General features: G+C 58.9%; 17 protein-coding genes and 2 pseudogenes. 15 read left to right on the top strand and 4 right to left on the bottom strand.

What is annotated here, in order from left to right:
• Nucleotides 1-63: 63 nt before the first annotated feature.
• The 9 genes and pseudogenes from JG743_RS14945 to JG743_RS14905 all read left to right on the top strand — a co-directional run.
• A pseudogene (locus tag JG743_RS14945) lies at nucleotides 64-710 on the top strand (YncE family protein); the annotation flags it as partial.
• A 17-nt stretch (nucleotides 711-727) separates the two neighbouring features.
• Entirely contained in the window at nucleotides 728-973 is a 246-nt protein-coding gene (locus tag JG743_RS14940) for a BBE domain-containing protein (protein ID WP_202301754.1), read from the top strand.
• Between the two features lie 1,189 nt (nucleotides 974-2,162).
• Nucleotides 2,163-2,591 (top strand): adenylate/guanylate cyclase domain-containing protein, encoded by a 429-nt coding sequence (locus tag JG743_RS14935; RefSeq protein WP_244673146.1) that lies wholly within the window; start codon nucleotides 2,163-2,165, stop codon nucleotides 2,589-2,591.
• Nucleotides 2,592-3,251: 660 nt separating this feature from the next.
• Nucleotides 3,252-4,037: a GGDEF domain-containing protein gene (locus tag JG743_RS14930; RefSeq protein WP_202301742.1), complete on the top strand. Its 786-nt coding sequence runs from the start codon at nucleotides 3,252-3,254 to the stop codon at nucleotides 4,035-4,037.
• Between the two features lie 1,693 nt (nucleotides 4,038-5,730).
• Nucleotides 5,731-7,116 carry an adenylate/guanylate cyclase domain-containing protein gene (locus JG743_RS14925; protein ID WP_244673145.1) on the top strand — a complete coding sequence of 462 codons (1,386 nt, stop codon included), beginning with the start codon at nucleotides 5,731-5,733 and terminating at the stop codon, nucleotides 7,114-7,116.
• Nucleotides 7,117-8,148: 1,032 nt separating this feature from the next.
• Nucleotides 8,149-8,451, top strand: a complete 303-nt coding sequence (locus JG743_RS14920) for a hypothetical protein (protein ID WP_202301740.1) — start codon at nucleotides 8,149-8,151, stop codon at nucleotides 8,449-8,451.
• 352 nt (nucleotides 8,452-8,803) lie between these two features.
• The gene (locus JG743_RS14915) at nucleotides 8,804-9,046 is read left to right on the top strand and encodes a hypothetical protein (protein ID WP_202301738.1); all 243 of its coding nucleotides are present in this window, start codon (nucleotides 8,804-8,806) and stop codon (nucleotides 9,044-9,046) included.
• Between the two features lie 316 nt (nucleotides 9,047-9,362).
• Complete coding sequence (locus tag JG743_RS14910) at nucleotides 9,363-9,650, top strand: DUF982 domain-containing protein (RefSeq protein WP_202301736.1); 288 nt, start codon at nucleotides 9,363-9,365, stop codon at nucleotides 9,648-9,650.
• Nucleotides 9,651-10,034: 384 nt separating this feature from the next.
• On the top strand, nucleotides 10,035-10,478 hold the full coding sequence (locus JG743_RS14905) for a VOC family protein (RefSeq protein ID WP_202301727.1): 444 nt from the start codon (nucleotides 10,035-10,037) through the stop codon (nucleotides 10,476-10,478).
• 20 nt (nucleotides 10,479-10,498) lie between these two features.
• Here JG743_RS14905 and JG743_RS14900 read toward each other — a convergent pair whose 3' ends face one another.
• Together JG743_RS14900 and JG743_RS14895 are read right to left on the bottom strand one after the other, a co-directional pair.
• The gene (locus JG743_RS14900; protein WP_202301725.1) at nucleotides 10,499-12,019 is read right to left on the bottom strand and encodes a winged helix-turn-helix domain-containing tetratricopeptide repeat protein; all 1,521 of its coding nucleotides are present in this window, start codon (nucleotides 12,017-12,019) and stop codon (nucleotides 10,499-10,501) included.
• Nucleotides 12,020-12,615: 596 nt separating this feature from the next.
• Nucleotides 12,616-12,999, bottom strand: a complete 384-nt coding sequence (locus tag JG743_RS14895) for a cupin domain-containing protein (protein WP_202301715.1) — start codon at nucleotides 12,997-12,999, stop codon at nucleotides 12,616-12,618.
• 138 nt (nucleotides 13,000-13,137) lie between these two features.
• Between JG743_RS14895 and JG743_RS14890 the strand changes: the two genes are divergently transcribed.
• The 6 genes and pseudogenes from JG743_RS14890 to JG743_RS14870 all read left to right on the top strand — a co-directional run bounded on the left by JG743_RS14890 (nucleotide 13,138) and on the right by JG743_RS14870 (nucleotide 19,423).
• The gene (locus JG743_RS14890) at nucleotides 13,138-14,025 is read left to right on the top strand and encodes a DMT family transporter (RefSeq protein ID WP_202301713.1); all 888 of its coding nucleotides are present in this window, start codon (nucleotides 13,138-13,140) and stop codon (nucleotides 14,023-14,025) included.
• Nucleotides 14,026-14,162: 137 nt separating this feature from the next.
• Complete coding sequence (locus JG743_RS14885; RefSeq protein ID WP_202301711.1) at nucleotides 14,163-14,576, top strand: GFA family protein; 414 nt, start codon at nucleotides 14,163-14,165, stop codon at nucleotides 14,574-14,576.
• 688 nt (nucleotides 14,577-15,264) lie between these two features.
• On the top strand, nucleotides 15,265-17,016 hold the full coding sequence (locus tag JG743_RS14880) for an adenylate/guanylate cyclase domain-containing protein (RefSeq protein ID WP_202301709.1): 1,752 nt from the start codon (nucleotides 15,265-15,267) through the stop codon (nucleotides 17,014-17,016).
• A 641-nt stretch (nucleotides 17,017-17,657) separates the two neighbouring features.
• The gene (locus tag JG743_RS34170; RefSeq protein ID WP_244673144.1) at nucleotides 17,658-17,798 is read left to right on the top strand and encodes a hypothetical protein; all 141 of its coding nucleotides are present in this window, start codon (nucleotides 17,658-17,660) and stop codon (nucleotides 17,796-17,798) included.
• Nucleotides 17,799-18,152: 354 nt separating this feature from the next.
• A pseudogene (locus JG743_RS34655) lies at nucleotides 18,153-18,302 on the top strand (ATP-binding protein); the annotation flags it as partial.
• 662 nt (nucleotides 18,303-18,964) lie between these two features.
• On the top strand, nucleotides 18,965-19,423 hold the full coding sequence (locus tag JG743_RS14870) for a MucR family transcriptional regulator (protein WP_202301707.1): 459 nt from the start codon (nucleotides 18,965-18,967) through the stop codon (nucleotides 19,421-19,423).
• Nucleotides 19,424-19,846: 423 nt separating this feature from the next.
• Here JG743_RS14870 and JG743_RS34165 read toward each other — a convergent pair whose 3' ends face one another.
• Nucleotides 19,847-20,080, bottom strand: coding sequence for a type IV toxin-antitoxin system AbiEi family antitoxin domain-containing protein (locus JG743_RS34165; protein ID WP_274608536.1), 234 nt, complete (start codon nucleotides 20,078-20,080; stop codon nucleotides 19,847-19,849).
• A gap of 491 nt (nucleotides 20,081-20,571) precedes the next feature.
• Nucleotides 20,572-20,832, bottom strand: coding sequence for a hypothetical protein (locus JG743_RS14860; RefSeq protein ID WP_202301705.1), 261 nt, complete (start codon nucleotides 20,830-20,832; stop codon nucleotides 20,572-20,574).
• Between the last annotated feature and the right edge of the window lie 350 nt (nucleotides 20,833-21,182).

Below are 21,182 nucleotides of genomic sequence, written 5' to 3'. Positions count from 1 at the left end.
ACGACCCTGCGCCACGTGAGGCCGGCGCCGACCTTGGAGCGATTGCCCGCTTGATGAGGCGGCGGCAAGCAGGTCTGGTTCACCCTGAAGGATGTCGGCAAGACGCAGGTCTTCAACGCCCAGGCGCCTTTCGATCTGATTAAGACGATCGATACGGGGCCAATCACAGACCACGTCAATCTTGTGACCAATAAGAACGGCAGCTTCGCCTATGTAACGGTCGGCGGTTCGAACGAGGTCAAAGTCTTTCGGACCGACGATTTCGAGCAGCTCGTAACGATCCCGGTCGGCAATCTGCCCCACGGCATCTGGCCGCCGGGCGACGGTACACGCGTCTATGTAGGCCTTGAAAATGCAGATGCGATGGCCGCGATCGATACGCTGACCAACAAGCTGATTGCAACAATCCCGATCGGCCAGGCTGCGCAGGCGGTCAACTACGTTTCGAACGCGGTTCCAGAAGGCGACGGTTTGCAGAACCTGCAGCCGCTCGGCACGGCTGGTATTGCAGCTCACCTGAGGCTCGAAACGAAGGGTGACGAGGAAAAGAAGGCCCAGACCAGCGTATCTCTGTTCGGTCAGGGTCTGACCTAGATTCTGGAGGCATCCGTTATAGGACTGGAGCCGAAGAAAATGTATGTTTTGGCACTTTCCGATAAAGCAGATGGCAGCGGGCCGCTCCAGGTCTGTCGAACTTTATGACGAATCCGGAACCTTATGCTCCAGCATGATATATGGCATCTGGCGCCAGCAAGCGCCGCAGTGGGTTCGCGGTCTTTGGGATGCGATGGCGCCCTATTCTTCGGGTGGCGTTTATGTGAACTATCTCGGCGCTGCCGCGGACGAGGGCCCTGACCGGGTCGCGGCTGCCTATGGCCCGGAAAAATATGCCCGACTCGCCGCGCTCAAGAACAAGTACGATCCGGCGAACCTGTTCCGGCTCAACCAGAACATCTGGCCTCAAGCCGTATGAGGTCTCTCGAAGGGCTGGCACCGTGCGCTGTGCACGGAGGAGGTGATCATGCAAGAACCTGGCAGGGCGTATTCTGTCGGGTGCGTGCGCGGTGCGGTGCGCTACGAGCCCTATGGGTGGGGAACTGCCATTGTAGGAGCTGTCGCACGCACTGGGGCGCCAGCTGTCACGTTAGCCGGTTTCAAGCGGGATCAATTACGGTTCACCGAGGGCGAGCGCAAAAAGCCTACGCCTCGTCGCCCAACGTCGGCCGCGGCCGCGGGTGACCGACCGGGCTTCCATCGGTGACGCGATCATTAGACGTTTTCTCAGGACATGGGAGGGCTCGCCCACCGCCACCGGCATGGTCATCATCGTGAGCTCAGCGGCGTTGAACGAATTCGCCGCCGAGAAGGTGCGCGTTATTCGCCGATCAGTTCAGACCGGTCGTTGCGGCGTTTGGCAACCCTGCGGCGCCGGTTGACCCGCCGGGCTCGTCGCCAGCCAGTTGCTGGGATTGGCAACGTGCCGCTGTCTGCTGCGACTACACCGCCGGTCGTGGCCATGACCCAAAAGACATCATTGCCAATGTCGGGCCGGTGCTGCAGCGTTACGTCATCGGGGTGGAAGCGCCCTGAAACGGCTACCTTACCGCCGTTGTTCGCGGCGACGGTATCTGAAGGTGTGCCGCTTCGGCATGCAAAATGTCTAGTAGCGGCAAATATCGGCCGTTCAAGTTCGCCTCGCCACTGCCTGAAAGCAGACATTGCCAGCGACCACGCTGAAGGTAGTGGTTTGCGCCAACTGCCGACGTCGAAGTCTGCCCGCACGAAGGTCAGCTCTGCGCCCCATGAGTTGCGTTGCGCGTAGACCTACCACGTGCACTCGACCTGAGAACGCCTGCCGGCATCGCGAGAGCGGTCGAAGAGTTCGCGCACAAAAGAGTCTATCCTAGAATGGTCAACCTTGCGCGCGCCACGAGTCGCCGTTTGGCCGCTCGGTGGCTATTTGCGCCCGGAAAGGGGTACTTCTATCGCGTTCGCCCTACGACCTCGTCCGTGGCCAAACCACCTTCCCAAAGTCAACGGGCGGCTTGAGATCCGATCGATTTTCAAGACTGCATAGATTTGCTCCGCGCCCGCCGTGTTTACGGTATAATTTCAAGAAGTGCCGATGGTCACTCAGCGTGCCGCGGCGGGGGGTGCGCCTGATGCAGCAGCAAATCAATCGTAGACTCGCCGCCATCTTGGCTACGGACGTTGTTGGCTACTCAAGAATGATGGAGGCAGACGAGGCGGGAACTCATTCCGCGTTGCAGCGGATTTGGGACGAGACGTTCAATCCGGCCGTTGCCCGGAGTCATGGCCGCATCGTTAAGAAGATGGGTGATGGCATGCTGGTCGAATTCGGCAGTGTTATCGCAGCCGTCGAGTGCGCCGTGGCAATCCAGCGAACGATGCACGAGCGAAATCAAACCGGTCGGCCGCAAGTCGAGTTTCGTATCGGCATCAACCTTGGTGACGGAAAGTCGGGCTTACAAACCGGACAGCGCTCCGACTGGCTATTACGCGGCCGGACAGCTAAGGCCTTTGGCTTGGTTGCTCATGGGGCTTGGGTCGACCGACGATCGCGCAACTAAACTACGCCCTCGTAAGTGCGCGCCCGTACAGGGCGCGCCATCTGCACGACGTTCCAAGCGGCGGATGGAGGGGTTGGCCTCTCAAAAAACTCCTCGCCCGCCGCCCGTCGAAAGTAGTAGCGACAATTTTGCGGGGGGCCAGCGCAGAGCCTCTCTTCGCAAGCGTCTGCCGAAACATGGGCCGGGGCCAATGGGGCGCGACATCAGTGCCGCTTCGGCATCCACGCTAGGCATTGTTCGAGGCGTGCTAGCCGCGCCTTCTGCGATTGAAGCTCGTGACCGATGTCTTGCAACTTGGATTTGCCTTTCGACGCGGCCGCATTGATAAGTTCGCATTCAAGCCGAGCGATTCGCTCCCGCATCTGCTCAGCTTCAGCCTGCCGCATATCTCTGATCCAACCTGGGCCACGCATATTCACTGCTCACCATCCATGCAGCATGGAATAGCATCTGAAAACTAACGCCGGCAGATTCGAAAAACTCGAATTTTAACCGTTGCCAAAATGCGCCGCTCTGTCGGCACCTTGCTCGCTGTGTCGGCCGTGATCGGCGGCACTTTCGCTTCCTGCCGTTCAAGTCCAAAATAATCTTAATGGACTTCGTAAGAGCTTGTTCAGCGACGGTGTCTAAAGAACTATCGCCAGTCTCTGAAGGGACAATATGACGCCGCGCACCAAGCGTATTCTGGGAAAATCAATGGTCGTGACGATAATTGCAGTCGTCGGGACCTTCGGTTTGTCGTTTACGGCCAGGCTTGCGCTGCAGATGCCTATCGACTGGCTGAGCTGGGTGGAATGTACCTTTATACCCATCCTCATCGGGATGCCGGTGAGTGCCTACATCTTCACTCAGGCGGAAATGATTCGGGAAACATGTGACAAGTTGGAGAAGTCACATGCAGCCCTGACACAGACGCATGACAGGCTCACCTTCGTCACCAGTCATGACCCGATGACGGGACTGCTTAGCCGCGGTGAATTCATGGCAAGGATGGACAGAAGCCGCGATGAAGGGGAATGCGACACACTCCTCCTGATCGATCCCGATCACTTCTCTTCAATCAACGATAAGCACGGACACTCTAAGGGTGACGAGACTCTGGTTCGGATAGCAAAGGCGCTTGTCTACGCCACGCGCCCAGGGGACTTGATTGGGCGCCTTGGTGGAGAAGAGTTTGGGGTCTTGTTGCGCCACATCCGCAAGGAGCAGGCAAGTACCATTGCGGAGAACATCCGTCGTCATATCGAGCGGATTCCTGCGATGAAAGCACAACAAGACGGTGTGAAGGTGACGGTCAGCATCGGTGGTGCGGAAATCTCTCATGATGCAGATACTCAGGATGTCCTTCGCACCGCAGGACGATGCCTTTTTGAAGCGAAACAACGTGGGCGGAACCGCGTTTCATTCGACTATGAAGCAGCCAAGTTGCGAGTTGTGACGCTGTAGCCGGTCCACTTGGCGACACTGACATAAAACACCCGGCGGTCTGGTCGTGCCGATGGTCTTTTAGGCGGCGCGGTGGCCCTCGGCACGATGTACGCTACGCGCGCTCCCGGCTCGCCAGACCGCGGTGGCAGGCATCCGGCGATGTAAAGGAACGAGGTTCATTCTTTAAAAAGGGCAACGACCAACCTTTCGCTTGTGCGTACGCGCGAAGGTGGCGCTGGCTCTATTGCATTCGAGGAGGCAATCTGCGCCAAGCACTTTGGGCTTTAGTCAACTACTACAAGACGACGCTGGCCGCCCATTCGCTTATGTGATTGCTCGCCAATCCGATTGGAGGCGTGCGAGGGATCGCCGAACTAGGCGCCGGGTTGGACGAAGTAAATAGTGCGTATCATGCGCTCGATTGGGTGCAGGGCGGAACTTAGAATCGGGCGGTGTACGCAGCTTGGCCATGAGCTCGGAAACAGGGGCTCCGACAGCTACGGCGGCGGGGTCCCACGGGGGCTCCATGTCGGGAGGCGACCCTGACTAGCAACGCGAAGCGACGACCATCGACTGGCGCACTCGCCAGAGCCGCAATCGCCGGCCTGATGCTTGCCAGTGCCGTCGGCCGCTGGCTGCGCGGGGACCGCAAACGCCGAGAGGACCTTCTCGGCAACGAATTATTCACAAAGTCTAATATATGCTGACGGTGTCGCCCAGGCGGTTTTGAGTATGGAGCGACACTCTCCCACAAAGAAAAGCCCGGAGCCCCCCCGCGCCGGGCTTTTTCTTTGTGGGCATATAGCAGGCTTCACCCTTCGCGCGTTCTGGCCGGCCGCTTCTTTACGCCCGGAGAGCGTCCGCGCGCGCCTCGGCCGGGCGGCAAATGTCACTCGGCGGAGAAGCCCCAAGCCGCTCAGGCCCGGCGGTCAGTTCGAACAATACCCCAACAGACTGCTGGGCCGCTCGTCACCTCTATTTCGCCACGGTGACAAACCGCGTGCAGCTCCGGGCTCGGCCTTCAACCCCGATGGCAATGCGGGAACACACTACGCGGGCGAGCAGCCGCACGAAGGGCGTCTCTCAGTACGACGTGGCCGGCTTCCAGCAGTCCCATAACCATTAAGCGACGGCCGCAGTCTGCAAAACGAAGGCCCCCCACCGTGAGGCATCGGGCCGTCTGGACAAATTTTTCACTCGATCAGTAGTGGTCAGCGGCGCGTCGCAGCGTCGCCTTGCGGTTCGCCTTGCGCCCCACCCGCTGGCGGCCGACGACTTCGAGGCGCCCGCCCAGCGCATGCTAATGTGGGGAGTTAACTGCTCCTTGCCGCGAGATCTGTTCATCTACCGGGACCTTGTAGGCTGGTAGACGGGCAGATTTTCTAGGTCGATTCCAGAAAAGAAATCAGGGCGACCCGGCATGCCAACATTTCTGCGTTCCACCACGCCGGGCGGCAAGGATCTCTGGGTCTCCGCTGAGATTGGCGGGTTATCGGCAGCGCCACAAAAAACTGAAGTACGACGTCGTCACCAGCTGGCAAGCGTTCGACCGCAATCGACCAAACGGACCATCAGAGTAGCGCAAGAACAGGAACCTTTGGCCCTCAATTCACGCACGCATGAACCGCATGCAGATTGCTAAGGTTAGGAACTTGGCCACGTGCTACCATTGGTGGCCTGATTGTGGCGTCCGAAGCAGGCTCAACGGTGCTTGATCGCATATCTCCAGTCCACGGTTGAGATTGGCTTCGTTTCCGGGATTCGAACCGCCATGGCTCCACGCACCCAGTACGCGAAGTGCGGCAATCTATCGATCGCCTATCAGGTCCTTGGTGACGGGCCAATCGATCTTGTCTATGCGCAAGGTTGGGTCTCCCATTTGGAGTATGCATGGGAAAGTCCCGACTATGCGCGGTTCTTCAGGCGTCTCGCCAATTTCTCGCGCTTGGTCAGGTTCGATCGTCGGGGCATGGGTCTATCCGATCGAGATGTCGGGCCCGCGACGCTCGAAGAGCGAGTGGATGATATCCGGGCGGTCATGGATGCTGCCGGGTCGGAACGGGCAGCCCTCCTTGGCGTGTCCGAGGGGGGCTACATGGCGGCAATGTTCGCCGCAACTCATCCCGAACGTACAGCCGCGCTTATTCTCTGCGGGAGCTATGCTAGGCAAAGCTGGGCGCCTGACTATCCGTGGGGCACAACGCTAGAGGATCGTGACGCGTGGAACACGCTCATGGAAGAGAATTGGGGTGAGCCTTTTGAGCTCGACCAGGCTGCGCCGAGCATGGCAAAGGATGAGGCGGCGCGCTCATGGTTCGGCGCCTATCTTCGCTATTCCGCAAGTCCGGGTGCAGTTCGAGCGCTCAACGATCTGAGTTTTGAAGTCGATATCCGCGGTGTTTTGCCGAGTGTTCAGGTGCCTACTCTAGTGCTGCATCGCAGCGGAGACCGCTGGCATTCTGTCCCCGAAGCCCAATATCTTGCCGATCATATTCCAGGCGCTAAGTTGGTCGTGCTTCCCGGCGACGATCACTTACCGTGGTGGGGTGACCAGGAACGACTGGTAGGTGAAGTGCAGGAGTTCCTGACTGGAACCCGAAATAGTCCGCCCTCCGAGCGGGTCCTCCTGACCGTGCTCGTGACCGATATTGTTGGATCGACCGAAAAGCTCGCGGCAATCGGAGACCTCAAATGGAAGGAGGCTCTGCAAGCGCATGACGGTGTCGTGCGACGAGAGCTGAAGAACTTCGGTGGCCAGGAAGTCAACCGCACGGGCGATGGCTTCGTTTTGGCTTTCACCGGGCCAACCCGGGCTATCCAGTGCGCGCGGGCAATCATACAGGAACTGTCGCGTCTCGGCCTCACCATACGCGCTGGACTGCATACCGGTGAATGCGAGCGGCGCGAGACCGATCTGAGTGGGCTCGCGGTGCATGTTGCGTCACGCATCTGCAGCAATGTGTCGCCGGGCAGTATCCTGGTGTCCAATACGGTCAAAGACCTGGTTGTCGGCTCGGGGATCGGGTTCATTGACCAAGGCATGTACTCGTTAAAGGGGGTGCCTGGTGAATGGTCGCTTTTCGCCGTCGTTGAATAAGCCGCAGACTTCCGAGACGCGGTTGATGGCTACGGTTATTCACTATGCACCATCCAATCTCAGATCTCTGCTCGTACCTAGACGGTCCGGCCAAAGCGTCATTTCGTGACTTGGTGATCGGGCTGGGGGCGACGATCCAAAAAAGGGACGGCCGCCAGTATAACTGGCGGCCGTTTGATTCCCCACGTTAACCGAATGGCCCGCCGGACCCCCTCCCGGGCTTACCCGCGTGGGTGCACAGGAACCTCCCACGCCCTCCGCTCCGCGCAACGCCGAGGGCGCTGCGCTCCGGGCGCGGGTCCCTCCTATGCACTACCCGGATAAGCCCAAACCTGGGCACCCAGAGGGGTCGCGATTGGACGCGAAAAGGGGGTCACGGTTGGAAGCGAATTGACATTTCGCGAACCGCGCCATGGCCATCGGCTCGCAATGCACGTCGTGGCAGCACTGTTTTTCATACCAGTCATGTGCCGATGCCACCGGCATTCCGAAAGCGCAAGCTGCGGCGATGCTAGCGCCCAACCTAGATGCGCCGACGCACCCCCTCAATGGCCAGATCATCAAATACATTAGGCTTATCTGATATGACGGCGCAAGCGTTGCCAGGAGCGGCGCGTGAGCCACGACAGCGCGCGTTTTCGTCGATCCTGCGAAGCGTGATGGCCCGCTGCCAGGGCAAGCAGCGGGCCTATCATCAAGGCCGGCCGGAAACGCGATTGGGGCACAAAGACATCCGGCCGGCATTTTCAACGAGGAAGGCGACTTCTTGTCCCGCGCCGTTCGCATATATTAGGCGCCTCTGATAATTCGCGTATGATGGGTGGCAATCAGTCATGGCGAGCCAGCGAATATGCGAACAATCGACCTTTGTGCGGCCGTTGCTCTGTGCATCGTGCCATCCACCCTACTGGCGGCCGAGGAGGCTTCCGTCGAACGCGGTTTGTATATTTCGATCATCGGCGGCTGCCATTTCTGCCACACGGAAGGATACCGTGAAGCAAAGCCGATGGGAAAATCGATCCGGAGAAAGCTTTGAAAGGCTCTTCCATTGGCTGGCAGGGTCCATGGGGGACCACCTATGCAGCAAACCTCAGGGACTCGGCGATGGGCTTTAACGAGGACAAATGGGTCGACCACCTCAAGAACAAGGTCAATTTGCCGCCGATGCCCTGGTACCAAGTCCAGGCCATGAGCGACAGCGACTTGCGTTCCATTTATCTCTACATCAAATCACTCGGACCACCCGGCGAGTTGGCCCCGTTTTACCGGGAGCCCGGCAAGGAGCCGAGGACACCTTACGTCACACTAGTGCCACCTCAGACACCGAAGAAGTAACGACCTATTGAAAGCAGGGATGGTTAACCATCATTAGGCCCCGCAGGACTTGGGCCCTCAGTCGTAATTGAGAAAGTTCTAATGTGCCGATAGCTTAAGCAGCGGGGGACTTATACCAATCCCGCAGTGGCCGGTGCAGTGCGCACCCGCAATCCCAACTGCACCGGCCATCCCCGTTTTCACAGGCAAACACGGCACAAACCGGGCTAAGGAAACACTTCCGCGTGTTATCGGCCTACGACTGGGTAGAAGCCCAAGGTCTGGCAATCCTTGGGGCCTTTGGTCTCAATTGCGCGATTGCTAATATGCCCGTAATTTTGACCGGCGTGGGGGCGCTCGATGGAGGATAACCATGTCCGGTAAGCCTGCAATCTTTCCAGCGCTCGATCACCTGCCGATCCAAGCGCAGGACCATGCCCCACCCTCCTCGTTCGATATCAGTACGCTGTTCCCCGCTGCGGCTGCCGATCATCCAACCGGGCCGGCCGAGCATTTCGCGCCCCACGCAACCGTTAACCTTCCTGATGGTGGCCTTGCTGGCATCGAGAACGCAAGCGACCTCCCAACTCACATTTCGGATTGGCTGCTGATCTAGCCAACAATCCTAACGCCCGCATTATGAAAAAAGCCCGCTGCGAGAGGGACAAGCAGCGGGGCTTTTCGGTGGGAGCGGCTACATCCCCTAGGGAAATCGACCGCTGCAACTACAACTCCCGGTATGCGCTTAGCCCCTTGGGTTTGTCAAATATACAATCCCCAACGAGACGCGCGAATTTTTGTTCCGCAGTGGTTCCCCGTGCTGGGGCTCACCCCGTTAATGGCGACGATCCGCGCCGCTCCACCGACAGGCTGCAACCATCTCGGTTTGCTCGCGTTTTTCCTTGTTCGCGGAGAAGGACAGCCCCCAGCCGATGACTGCATTTCATCCAATCAAAATCCGATTTTCAGATGGGCGGATAATGCTGGTTTGCTCGATCAGCGACGCAGAGAAGGCCCTTGGCGGCGCATGGGAAAATAAGAAAATGCCGACATTCAAAGAGGCCGAACGCCTGCTTGCTGCTGCTAGAGAGGGGGAGAGCAAACCCGAGGTCGCCTTCCATGCATTCATAAAGGCTGCGCAAGAGCAGGACATGCTCCAATCAGCGGAACGGACTTGGCCTCTCAAGCTGTATGATGAACTTGTCCGATCATCATTCTAGCGAGGAAAATTCAACTCGGCTCCTCCCGTTGCTTCCTTCACTGCCAGGGAGATGGAGACACGCGGCCTTCAGCCTGGAATTGAAAAACCTCGCCGCCCCATTCCCGGAGCGGCGAGGCCCCCCTGCGCCCCAAGTGCCGGTCCCAACACCCGGCATTGCTGGCCATGCAATTGCGGTGCCAGCAGCAAATGACCCATTGTGGGGCAGGTTGTCGCCGATGGTCTTGGCGCGCTCTTGCGGCCCCGGCTTTAGGCTGAGCCTCGGCATAGCCGCTTCCTGGGGCGATCAAAAAAAAAGATGCCATGTCGGATTTGCAGGCGGTCATCCGTCTTCAAGCAAGCGCCACTCGCTCGACTGACATCTCGAGAACCAAAGGAATGATCCATGACCAAGAAGATTTTCGTGAGCCTCCCAGTGACCGACGTGAAGGCATCTAAGGCTTTCTATGAATCTCTCGGGTTCAAGAACAATCCCCAATTTACCGGCGAGACAACTGCCGGGATGGTATGGAGCGATGAAATCAATTTCATGCTGCTCAGCCGTGACACGTGGCAAACGATGACCACCCCTCCGATCCCGCCATCAACGTCCAGCGAGGTGATGCTGGCGTTGTCCCTGGGGAGTCGCGAAACCGTCGATGCGATGGCCGCCGCGGCTGCGGCAAACGGCGGCGCAGCCGACATCAATCCGGTCGAAGATCATGGATTCATGTATACCCGAGACCTCGCCGATCCGGATGGCCATGCCGTAGGCGCGATGTGGATGGACGCCTCTGCAATGCCTTCGGGCGACCAGGCGGAAATACACAGTCGACCCGAAAAATCGTAGGCGGGTCCCGCCCCGAGCGCTTAAATGCCTGTGTCCCAGCCGGCAACCAACAGACCCTGACGCAGTTGCTCGCGGTCTTCGGCCCGCTCCATCCGGCACTCATTGACGATCTGCTCGATCGTAAGATCGGGCACCAGCGCATGGCCTTGTTGAACGCAAGCGAGCGCTTTGTCGCTATCGCCCGTAGCGGCGTAGCACACCGCAAGCCGAGCCCATTGCCAGGCGCTCTTGCGAGGAAGGCGAGTGAAAGAGGCGGCAGCGTCACGATAGCGCCCCGCGATCAGCAAGGCCTCGCCGCGGTCATGATAATACCAGGTCGGATGAATCGGGTTGAGCTGAACTGCCTTGTCGAGCAGCTCCAGTCCGGCCTTGGCATCCCCGCGCAGTGCCCGAAGATAGCCTGTCTGGGCAAGCGTATCAGCGTCGTAGGGATTGAGGTCTAGCGCTCGAGTGAAATGCTCCTCGACGGAGTCGTATTCGTCCTGCCCGCGATAAAGCAGCGTAAGCGCCAACATGCGGTGGCAGCGCGCTTCGTCGGGGCTAAGGGCGATAGCATGCAACGCTCGGTCGCGCGCTTGATCAAGTACTGCGCGTGGCGAATCGCCGTAGCCACCGATGATCACATCAGCAAGTGCGAGATAAGCGTGGGCGAGCCCTGCAGTTGGATCGAGTTCGATTGCTTTGAGGAAATGGTCCCGTGCCGCTTCGTTGACACCCTCTCCATAGCTGCGGAGCAGTTCCTTCCCACGAAGGAAGTGGAGATAAGCATCGACGTTGGCGGATGGCGGCGCCACCGATCCCCGACGCATGACAGCATTTTCTATGTTGGCGACCAGTGCGGTGACGATCCTTTGCGCCACCAACGTCTGGAACGCAAAGATTTCACCCTTGGCGAAGCTGAAGCCCTGCCCCCAGGCGCGCCGGCCGGATGTCGTCTCGGATAGCTCTATGCGGGCTGCATAGTCGGCGCCCCCGCTCTCGACGTACCCCTCGGCGATATAATCGACCCCTAGACTTCGGGCGGTGGCGCGAAGCTCTGCGCCAGAATTTTGCGCCAGCGCGAAGGCCGAATAGCGCGCCAACACTGCGACGGTCTTGAAGCAGGAGAGTGCGTTCGTGATCTCTTCGACTGCCCCGTCGAACAGCGCCTTACCAACGGTGTCGGCGGCATCGACCCGAAACGGCAGCACGGCCACCATCGGCTCCGCTCGCAAAGCATCCGCGAATGGCGTCGGAGTGAACCCAGTCTCCGGCGCTTGAAACAGATAGCCGCGGCGAGGCACCGTTCTAATCAGGGCCTGTGCTTCATCGCCAATGGATTTGCGGGCGTCGCGGATCGACTGGGTGAGGGAATCCTCGGAGACGATGATCCCCCGCCAGACCGCTTCTAGCAATTCTTCCTTGCTAAGTACCCGACCGGGATTTCGTGCGAGGTAGGTCAACAACTCCAAGGTCTTGGGTCGTATCGGCACGATCTCGCCGTTGCGCCGGAGAGTGCCCCGCTCAATGTCGAGAACCGCGCTGCCAATCTGTAGCGCCAAGTCCTTGCCCCATAGACGCGCCTGATCGCGCGGCCATCATCGGAGCGGCATCATGGTAGAAAATCAAGCTGGAAACAGTCTCCAGCCCGAAAAGAAGCTGCGAAAGCGCAGTTGCGGCCTTGACCGCTTCAGGGCGGGAGCACCTGGCTTGTCGCTGGACGCTGTCGTCCCGAGCGATACTGTGCAATGAACCATTTGCTGGTAGCCACCGGCGATCGCAAGGGACTAGTCGACGAAGCTCTGGCGACAAGGGGACTCTCGCGACGCGTCGCGCTGACGGTTCCGAGCTCCACTATGGCGCTGCCTATCGTCGGAGGATCCGATCTGCTTGCCGCCTTGTCTGCTGGGTTCGTTGCCCAACATGGAGCATGCTTTGGCCTGATCAGCGCCGAGCTGCCGATTCCACTGGCCACGCGCCGATCAGCGTCGTGGCCCAAAAGGCCGTGATGGCGGACGCCGGCCTTGCGTTGATGTTCATAAAATCTGCGATGCAATGCGCTCGCACTATCCAGGTGCCAATGACGTTAGCGCCGACGGTGTCTGAGGGCAGCGCAAGGACAATCGCCCGGAGGCCGCAGTCACACCCGCATATCAAGTCAGATGGAAGGCTCCCACGCACCAACCAGATGCGACGCCTCGTGATCTCCCGGCCATGGAGGCATTGAGATGCAGATGAACTTGAAAGGGATGTCACCAACGTTTCTGTATTGAAAGGCGGTGCCAACTGGTATGTCGACAGACACTCCGGGCACGAGCGCCGTCACACGCTCTTCTATCTCGTCTCTTCGCCAGATTTCTCCCACTCCCTCCAACACATACCAGAACTCGCTGACCGTGGCGTGAATCGTTGCTCTATTGGTCTGACGGGGTGGCACGGTGCTGTGGATCATATTCCCAGTAGCGCCGTCCATGATGAAACGGATATCGGCCCCTGCCGGTGATTTCGCGTCGAGTGCAGAAGAAAGAGTGGTTTCTTTCACGGAATATTCCTCAATTTGAAGCGGCGTCTCGCGTTTATGAGCGCCAAGTATTCGTCGTCGAGATCGCGAACGTCCATGCGTATGGCATGGCAGAAGCTCCTGCTATAAGATAGCGGCTTCGAGGGCGGCGGTCGGTTGATGGCCGATGCTGGCATAGTTGGGATCGACGTCAGAAAAAGGGCGCTCGGCGTCGGGCTGGTCGTCCTCTCCACAATCGCGATCGCCATTGTTCCAAGCCTCGCCAAGCTCGCCTATGAGGGCGGTAGCAATACGCTTAGCGTTATCACCGGTCGAAGCATCTTTTCAGTCTTGATCACGTTCATGCTGCTGCTGGTGTCGCGCCAGCCTTTGGCAATTCCGCGCCGGCCGATGCGGATCGCCTTGGGAATGGGCGTGGCCTATGCCGTCATGCTCTACGGCTATCTCGGGGCAGTGAACTATCTGCCGGTCAGCCTTGTGATCCTGATCTACTTCATTCATCCCGTGCTTGTCGGGTTCATCGTTGTGGTGCTCGGTCAGGAGAAACTGACCATCATATCCATCGGCGCGCTCGTCGCCGCGCTGGTGGGGCTTTACCTAGCGATCGGCCTATCCTTCGAAAGGTTGAGCGGCATTGGGCTGGCCCTCGCCGTGTTGGCAATGGCCGTGACCGCGATCATCGTTGTTTGCGGCTCGCGCGCCACCGCAGAAGCAAAGGCGATCTCGATCGGCTTCTACATGATGTTGTCGGCGGCAGCCACGCTCACGGTGATCTTTGCGCTCTTTGGCACCCTGGCCTTGCCCACGACGATGCTCGCTTGGACTGGCTTTGTAGGCGTCGCCATCGCCTCCACGATAGGAACGCTCGCGTTTATTTCAGGTATGGCCTACGTCGGCGCGTCGCGGGCCGCAATGATCAGCAACCTGGAGCCGGTGCTTGGCGTCCTTTTCGCCATAGCTGTGCTAGGCGAGAGTGTCTCGCTCCTTCAAGGCATCGGCATCGCGGTCGTCATTGCAGCGATCTTGGTGATGGAAATTCGCCGTTAAACGCGCGGCCTTGGTAGTAACCAGTGCAACCGCCGACGGCCCGGAACTTGCCAATGCCTACCCACTGCGGCAGGCTCAGATTACCGGATGGACGCTGTCTAGGATCGCCGGCAGCGCCTGCAGATAGCGGAGTGACAATGAAGGTCGATGGTCGTTGTCTGTGTGGCTACCTCACCTATGAGGCTGAGGTGCATGCCAACTTAGTCGAGATCTGCCATTGCACGGATTGCCAAACTCTCTCCGGCTCGGCGTTCCGTGTGACAGTGCCGGTGGTCGATCGAATGTTCAATTTTCTCTCGGGCGAACCAAAGACATACGTGAAAACTGCCGCGAGCGGAAACCGTCGCGTCTTAGCGTTCTGCCCGGAATGCGGAACTTCGGTCTATTCGAGACCGGAGGATGGCAAGGACGGCTTCTTCGGACTGCGGGTTGGCTCACTGCGTCAGCGCGCCGACCTCATCCCGCGGGCTCAATGCTGGCGCGGCTCGGCGCAGACCTGGATAGATGAAATTGGCGACTTGCCCGCGTATGACGGAGATGTCCCCGAGTAGTCTATCCGGAGACCGCCAATCGTAATTGTCGATCGAAGGCGTACGAACCGACCGAAGAGAGGCGCAAAAGCTGCCCTTCACTCCGTCCATAACGTAAGACCGTGTCCAAGATCATCGGCGGCGATCAGCCAATCGAATCTTCGTTCGACCCAGCCAGCCGGCTGTATCCGACGACGTCGGCCAGGATCGCCGCGAGGTTGCGGGTCTCACTCACGTTGCCCCACCTTTCGCGTTTTATTCTCCATACCTGGGGAGTGCGCTGTTTTAACCCCAAGCCTTGAATCTGAGCATTTTCAACGAGATGCGCTGCGGAAGGGCGGGGTGTTTGCAGTTTTGCGCGGTCAGCCAAAGGCACGTTTTCGAACTAGATTCCTCACCGACGACAACCGGCTAGAATCTTAGGATAGGGATTAGCCACTTTGGGGCCGGGATAGGTAGGTCCACTTTTGTTCAGGAAAAAACGATAGCGGACGTTCAACCTCCAAGGTCTGATGTCGTGAGCTAACCCCAAAGTAGCCCTTCGGCAGCACCCGCGATTGGACCATAACGACCCCCATGTGCGGAACGCCCAAGGAATGTGGTGAGTTCATCGCTGCAGGCGCCGGCACTGCACGCTCGCATTGGAGGTAGGACTGGAATACGCTTACCGCCCGGAGCTTCGACCTACGGAACAGGCAGGACACCAGCTATGGAGCGACGCCTCACCGCAATCCTTGCTGCCGACGTCGTCGGCTACAGCCGCCTCATGGGAGCCGACGAGATTGGCACGCTTGCGCATCTGAAGAGGCTTCGCGCCGAAGTGATCGAGCCCAAGATCACAGAGTTGCACGGACGCATCGTCGGTTCCGCTGGCGACAGCCTTCTTGTCGAATTCGCCAGCGCGGTCCACGCGGTGCAGTGTGCGGTCGAAGCCCAGGAGGGACTGGCCGCTCACAATGCAAGTTTGCCCGAGGGCAGGCGCATGACTTTCCGCATGGGCGTGAATTTGGGCGATGTGATTGCACAGGACGATACGATTTACGGTGATGGCGTGAACATCGCCGCGCGGCTCGAGAAGCTTGCAGAACCTGGCGGTGTCTGCGTGGCGAGCAACGTTTACGAGCAGGTCAAGGGCAAACTAGACTATGCCTACACCGACCTCGGTAGCCATCAGGTCCACAACATCGTGGAGTCGGTGCGCGCCTATCGGGTCAGTCGAGCGAAAACCGCTTCGGTATTCTCCCCAAGGGATACGCTGACGCTTCCCGAAAAACCGTCCATCGCGGTCTTGCCATTTGACAACATGAGTGGCGACCCCGAGCAGGGCTACTTCGCTGACGGCATGGTCGAGGAGATCATCACCGCGCTGTCCCGGACGCGCTGGCTGTTCGTCATCGCGCGCAACTCGAGCTTTACCTACAAGGGACGTGCAGTGGACATCAAGCAGGTTGGACGCGAGCTTGGTGTGCGCTACGTCCTTGAAGGAAGCGTGCGCAAGGCGGCGAACAGGGTTCGCATCACCGGGCAGCTTATCGACGCGACAACGGGAGCACATCTATGGGCCGACCGTTTCGACGGCGGGCTGGAGGACGTTTTTGACCTGCAGGAGGAAGTGACCCGGAGCGTCGTCGGAGCGATCGCTCCGAAGCTGGAACAGGCAGAGATCGAGCGAGCCAAGCGCAAGCCGACCGAGCACCTTGACGCCTACGACTACTATCTGCGCGGGATAGCAAGCCTCCACCAGTTGACCAGGGAATCTACTGCAAACGCCCTTCAGTTGTTTTACAAAGCCATCGAGCTCGACCCTGAATTCGCCTCGGCATACGGCATGGCCGCGTTCTGTGCCGTCATACGCAAGGCGAACGGCTGGATGGCCGATCGTGAGCAGGAAACCGTCGAAACAGAACGCCTGGCTCTGAAGGCAGTGGATTTGGGCAGGGATGACGCGGTTGCGCTCTCACTCGGCGGGGAAGCGCTCGCGTTTGTCGTTGGCGACTACAATAGCGGGGCAGCGTTTATTGATCGCGCGCTTGCGCTCAATCCGAACCTGGCTACTGCGTGGCTATTCAGCGGCTGGGTCAGAGCGGACCTAGGTGATACGGAAGCCGCCCTCCAGCGCTTGGCTACCGCGATACGCATGAGTCCAGTCGATCCGTTCATGTTCGATATGCTGAATGCGGTTGCAATGGCTCATCTCTTGGCTGGTCGATTTGAGGAGGCATCATCTTGGGCGGAAAGGTCGCTACGGGAAAAGCCGGACTTTTTGGCGTCGTTGCGCTTCGCCGCTGCAAGCTATGCTCTCGCTGGCCGGACGGATGATGCGCAAAAGGTGGTGAGCCGAATTCTCGCCCTCGATCCTAGCGAACGAATTTCCAATCTCACTGAGGTCGTTTCAATCAGGCGTGCGGCCGATATGGCTCTGTTTTCAGAAGGTTTGCGAAAGGCTGGGCTGCCGGAATAGCTCTGCCAGGCTAGCGCATCGATCGCGAGTTGCAACGCACCGAGATCTCAAAGACCGCACAGTGGGAGATGCCTGTGGTAAAGCACCTGCTCGATCTAAATCCAAGTTGGCGATCCCTAGGCATAGGCGATAGCTGCTTCGGCTGGAGAACGGCTGGTCGTCCGTTTTTGGTGCTACCACGACCTCCAGCCCTAATCGACGGCAGGCCCGCTTTCAGGGAGCTGCGAAGCCGGGCTCTACGGCCGGCATGCGGCGCAAAGCGGTCATGAACTGGCTGAGTACGCCAATTGTCTTTGCAGGTCCCACTCAACGGGAAACCCTCGCAAAAGGGGCTGCAACTGCATCGTCGGAGGCTGGCGCCCGTCGAGAATGCCTTCCACTAGATCCGGTGCCAGCAGCGTTAGTCGAAGCATATGGGAGATGAACGACCGATCGAGCTTTATATTAGCAACAGCTTGACTAAGCTCTCGCTCGCCCCAGACTCCATGCATGGGTAAGGGCATCAAAGTTGGCGATGAGGTCGCGATCACCGCGAGGGTTCGACGGCGTATCACCCAAGATCGGGTTAAGCGTCTCGATCCCCTCCTACCGGCTTCCCACACTCAATTGTGGACCGCACATCGACACTGAAGAAAGGGCAGTTGATTGAACTGACCGGCGATGTCCTTCGTGTCGATGAGAAGACCGTGACGCTGAACCTGTCACCGCCGGTGACAGTGGACGTTTCGACCGTCAGGTTGGTGACGCGCTATGTCGCACCGCAGAGAAAGACGCCGACATAGCACGAGCGCGCGTATGTGCTAGATTCGGCAGGCGGCATTACCCCCTAAATACAATGCCGCAGTGACCGACGCGGGAAATGTCGTCTCACCGGCATCCGCGTCGGTCGTTTCCCTTGCGATAGAGTGCTTCGACACCGTCCCACAACATGGCATCGCGGTTAACACAGGGGACGGGATGACGATGTTTTTAACGACCGTCTCCATGCAATGGCTCGCGTGGTACAACCGACTGTTTTAGACCGTCCGCCTCCGCCTCCGCCAGATGTCCTCGTGGCAGTGCGTGATTCCGGGCCGGGTATTGAACCCACGCATTTGGAGCGTGTTTTCGAGGCCTTCTAAACCACGAAGCCCAACGGAACGGGCATGGGGCTATCCATCTGCCGCTCAATCATCGACGCCCAGGGCGCGCGGTTGTGGGCCGAGACGAATGCACCTACCGGCGCCATATTCCAGTTTACCTTGCCGACGTCTGAGCAATTGCACGAACACCCGGCGAGCGCTTGAACTGAAATTGGCGCGCCGAGGCCGGGGCCCTCAATCCGGCTCTCACCGCAACTCAGGCAAGGGTCCCCTCCCACGTGAGATATGTGACGTGCAGAGGTGGTGCCGGCAGGTGCCAACATGTTAGCGATAAGGTCCCGGTCCTTGCTATTATTGAGGCGGTTGCCATCAGCGGGCGGGCGCTTCGGTGTGGTCGCTGTCAATGGCCGCTTTCAAGAAGTGGCTAAGTCGATCGTTACGGCGGACTTTGAGGTGCTGCCATTCAGAACGTACAGCGCTTAAGAATCGTGCTGACGCACCCTGTCATGCTGTCATGAAGGCGCACGTGCCAGAAGGTCGATGCCTACCAACCTATCCCAGAACCGAACCTAGTGTCCCACCTTGTCCATAAGCACCCGCAATTCGGGCTGAGGCGCGACCCAGAAAGTTCGAAAAGCTTTCAAGAACCCCAGCCAAACCGGATACTCGGCAGGCACCTTCGCTCCACGAGCCTCTTTCGTTCTACGGTCGCGACTACTTCTGAAATAACATCAAAGGGTTGCCCGAAGAAGGTACGAATGCAGCGTCGGCTCCAATGCAGTTCGATAGACCAGGCTTAGGAGGGCGGTTGCGTCGTTGATCATCAACCAATAGAGAGGGGATAAATCAGACAAAAGGACCAACCAATGACCAACCAAAACGATACCCGCGCTACCGAACTAGCTGAGTTAACCGCCGACATTGTCTCAGCATATGTCAGCAACAATCCTTTGCCGGTGTCTGGCTTGCCGGACGTGATAGCATCGGTTCATGCTTCGCTGTCCGGACTTGGCACGCCGATCGCGCCTATCGTTGAACCGCAAACTCCCGCAGTCAACCCGAAGAGGTCGGTGACGCCGGACTTCATTATCTGCCTCGAAGACGGCAAGAAGTTCAAATCCCTGAAGCGGCATCTTAGCACGGACTTCGGCCTGACACCGGACGCCTATCGCGCCAAATGGAACTTGCCGCAAGACTACCCTATGACAGCTCCAAATTACGCCGCTCAGCGCTCGCAACTGGCGAAGTCCATCGGGCTTGGCCGCAAGGCTGAACCCGTCGCACAAGCCAAGAAGGCACCTGCGAAGCGGAAAGCCAAAGCGTAGTCCGCCACCACCTGACGCTACGGAAAGACTCGGCTATGTCTGGAGAGCGGCGGACCTGAAAAGGACTGTCTGGCCGGCGCCATTCGGGCAACCTCCCAGCGAGGGCGCCGGTCATTCTTCCCAGCGGGGCGGCAATAGATGACTGCTCCAGTTGTCGGCCTGTTAATCTCCGGGGGTCCTGGTTTGGTGATGACTCTAGTAGCCGGACACTATCTGCGGCTATCGCCGGCGAACACGTCTCAGGCACCTATCGCCAGCGCCTGAAGCTATCATCGGGCCGCTTCGCATGATCGACAACGGCCTCGGCTGCGGCGCGGAGGTCACCATCCTGCCCGGACCCGAGGGTGACCGCGCGAACCTTTTTCGCCACCATGGGCCCGGCAGAAGTGCAGGGCTCGCGCCTCTTCGCGCGTGTTAACGACGTCAAAAACGCTCTCCGCAAACCTCGGCTTGGCCAAAATCTGATGATACCACCTCGCGATCTGTGGCGCGGTAGAGTCCATAGCCAACCTTGCTGAGCAGACCCTCGTCGCACATGCGGGCCAGATAGCAGCGGGGAATTCCGATCTCAGTCATCTCGCGCGTTCGCACTTCACCCTTTTTTCGGGCAAATGCGACAGCGCGGTCTCGGAGGGATGGCCCAGGCCCGCCGGCCAATTCGATGCGCTTCGCGCGCTCGCGGTCACGCTTGCGAATCTTGACGGAAGGTTCTGGCGTAGTTTCGAGGGGGATCGGCAGCTCGTAGTTCGCGGTTTCATTCGGCCCGGGGAGCCAACAATTTCAAGGCATGCAGGGTTTTCAGGAACGGCCGAAAAACGGCTGATCCACGGCATATCCACACAACTCGACTTCGCCAGGCGCTGATCTACACGCGAAGGAGAGAACGTCCCATGGACCACGTTTCTAATGATTTGATTGGCCTGCAGCGAGCCCGGCCGAGACCGAATCGGCGCGCCATAGCTGTTGCCTGGGCGCTTCGCCTGGCCGGCAACTTGATAACCGGAATTGCGATCGGTGCCGGGATCGCCGCTGGGCTGATGCTTGCCGGTTAGTGCCGTCCCGTTGATTTCCAGGGCTTCCTGCGACTTATCGGCAAGTCCGTGCGATGTGAACGCGACATGAAAAAGGCCCGGAAGCCGAAGCCGCCATCAATAGCCGGTTCGGATCCACGGATCGGTGTCGTACCCTAAGTGATGGTCCAAGAAATTTGCGGCCTGATTTGACGGGCGCGCAACTACGGTGCCTGTCGATTTGCAACCCGGTTTCGGGGTCGGCTTGCTGCCAGCCTTCGTATGAGCTGCAGAACACGAGGTTGCAGCCTGAGCGGTGGCCACCTTTTTCTTCTCTTTCGCAACAGCTGCTCCGGTGGCGGCCAATACCATTGCTACGCCAAAGACAACGAGTTTCATTGAAACGCCCTCACCCTGCACAATCCGAAATGATTGCGACTAGTTAACGGTACGTCAACCGCGTTTTGTCCGCAACTAGGGCGAATAGTGCGCCAGTAAAAAGAGCCCGCCCCCGAAGCAGCGGACCATCGCCGATCATCCAGGACTTTTTATCACCGTTTGGATTTGGCACCGGTGCCTCCCTCACATCTCGCGGCGGCGGATCGACATGTCACGCGAAAGGTCGAACGGTCCGCGAACATATTTCACCAGCATAATCATCGCGCGAAAGCCCGCCACCGTCGGCAGCTGGGCAGTTTTTGCCGAACGGGTCTGTGAGGTTTGTCACAGACGCATCGACGCATCGGCCT

This window comes from Mesorhizobium sp. 131-2-1 (assembly GCF_016756535.1).
GTDB lineage: Bacteria > Pseudomonadota > Alphaproteobacteria > Rhizobiales > Rhizobiaceae > Mesorhizobium.
Note: the sequence above shows the minus strand (reverse complement) of the source record. Positions and strands in the feature narration are given on the sequence as shown.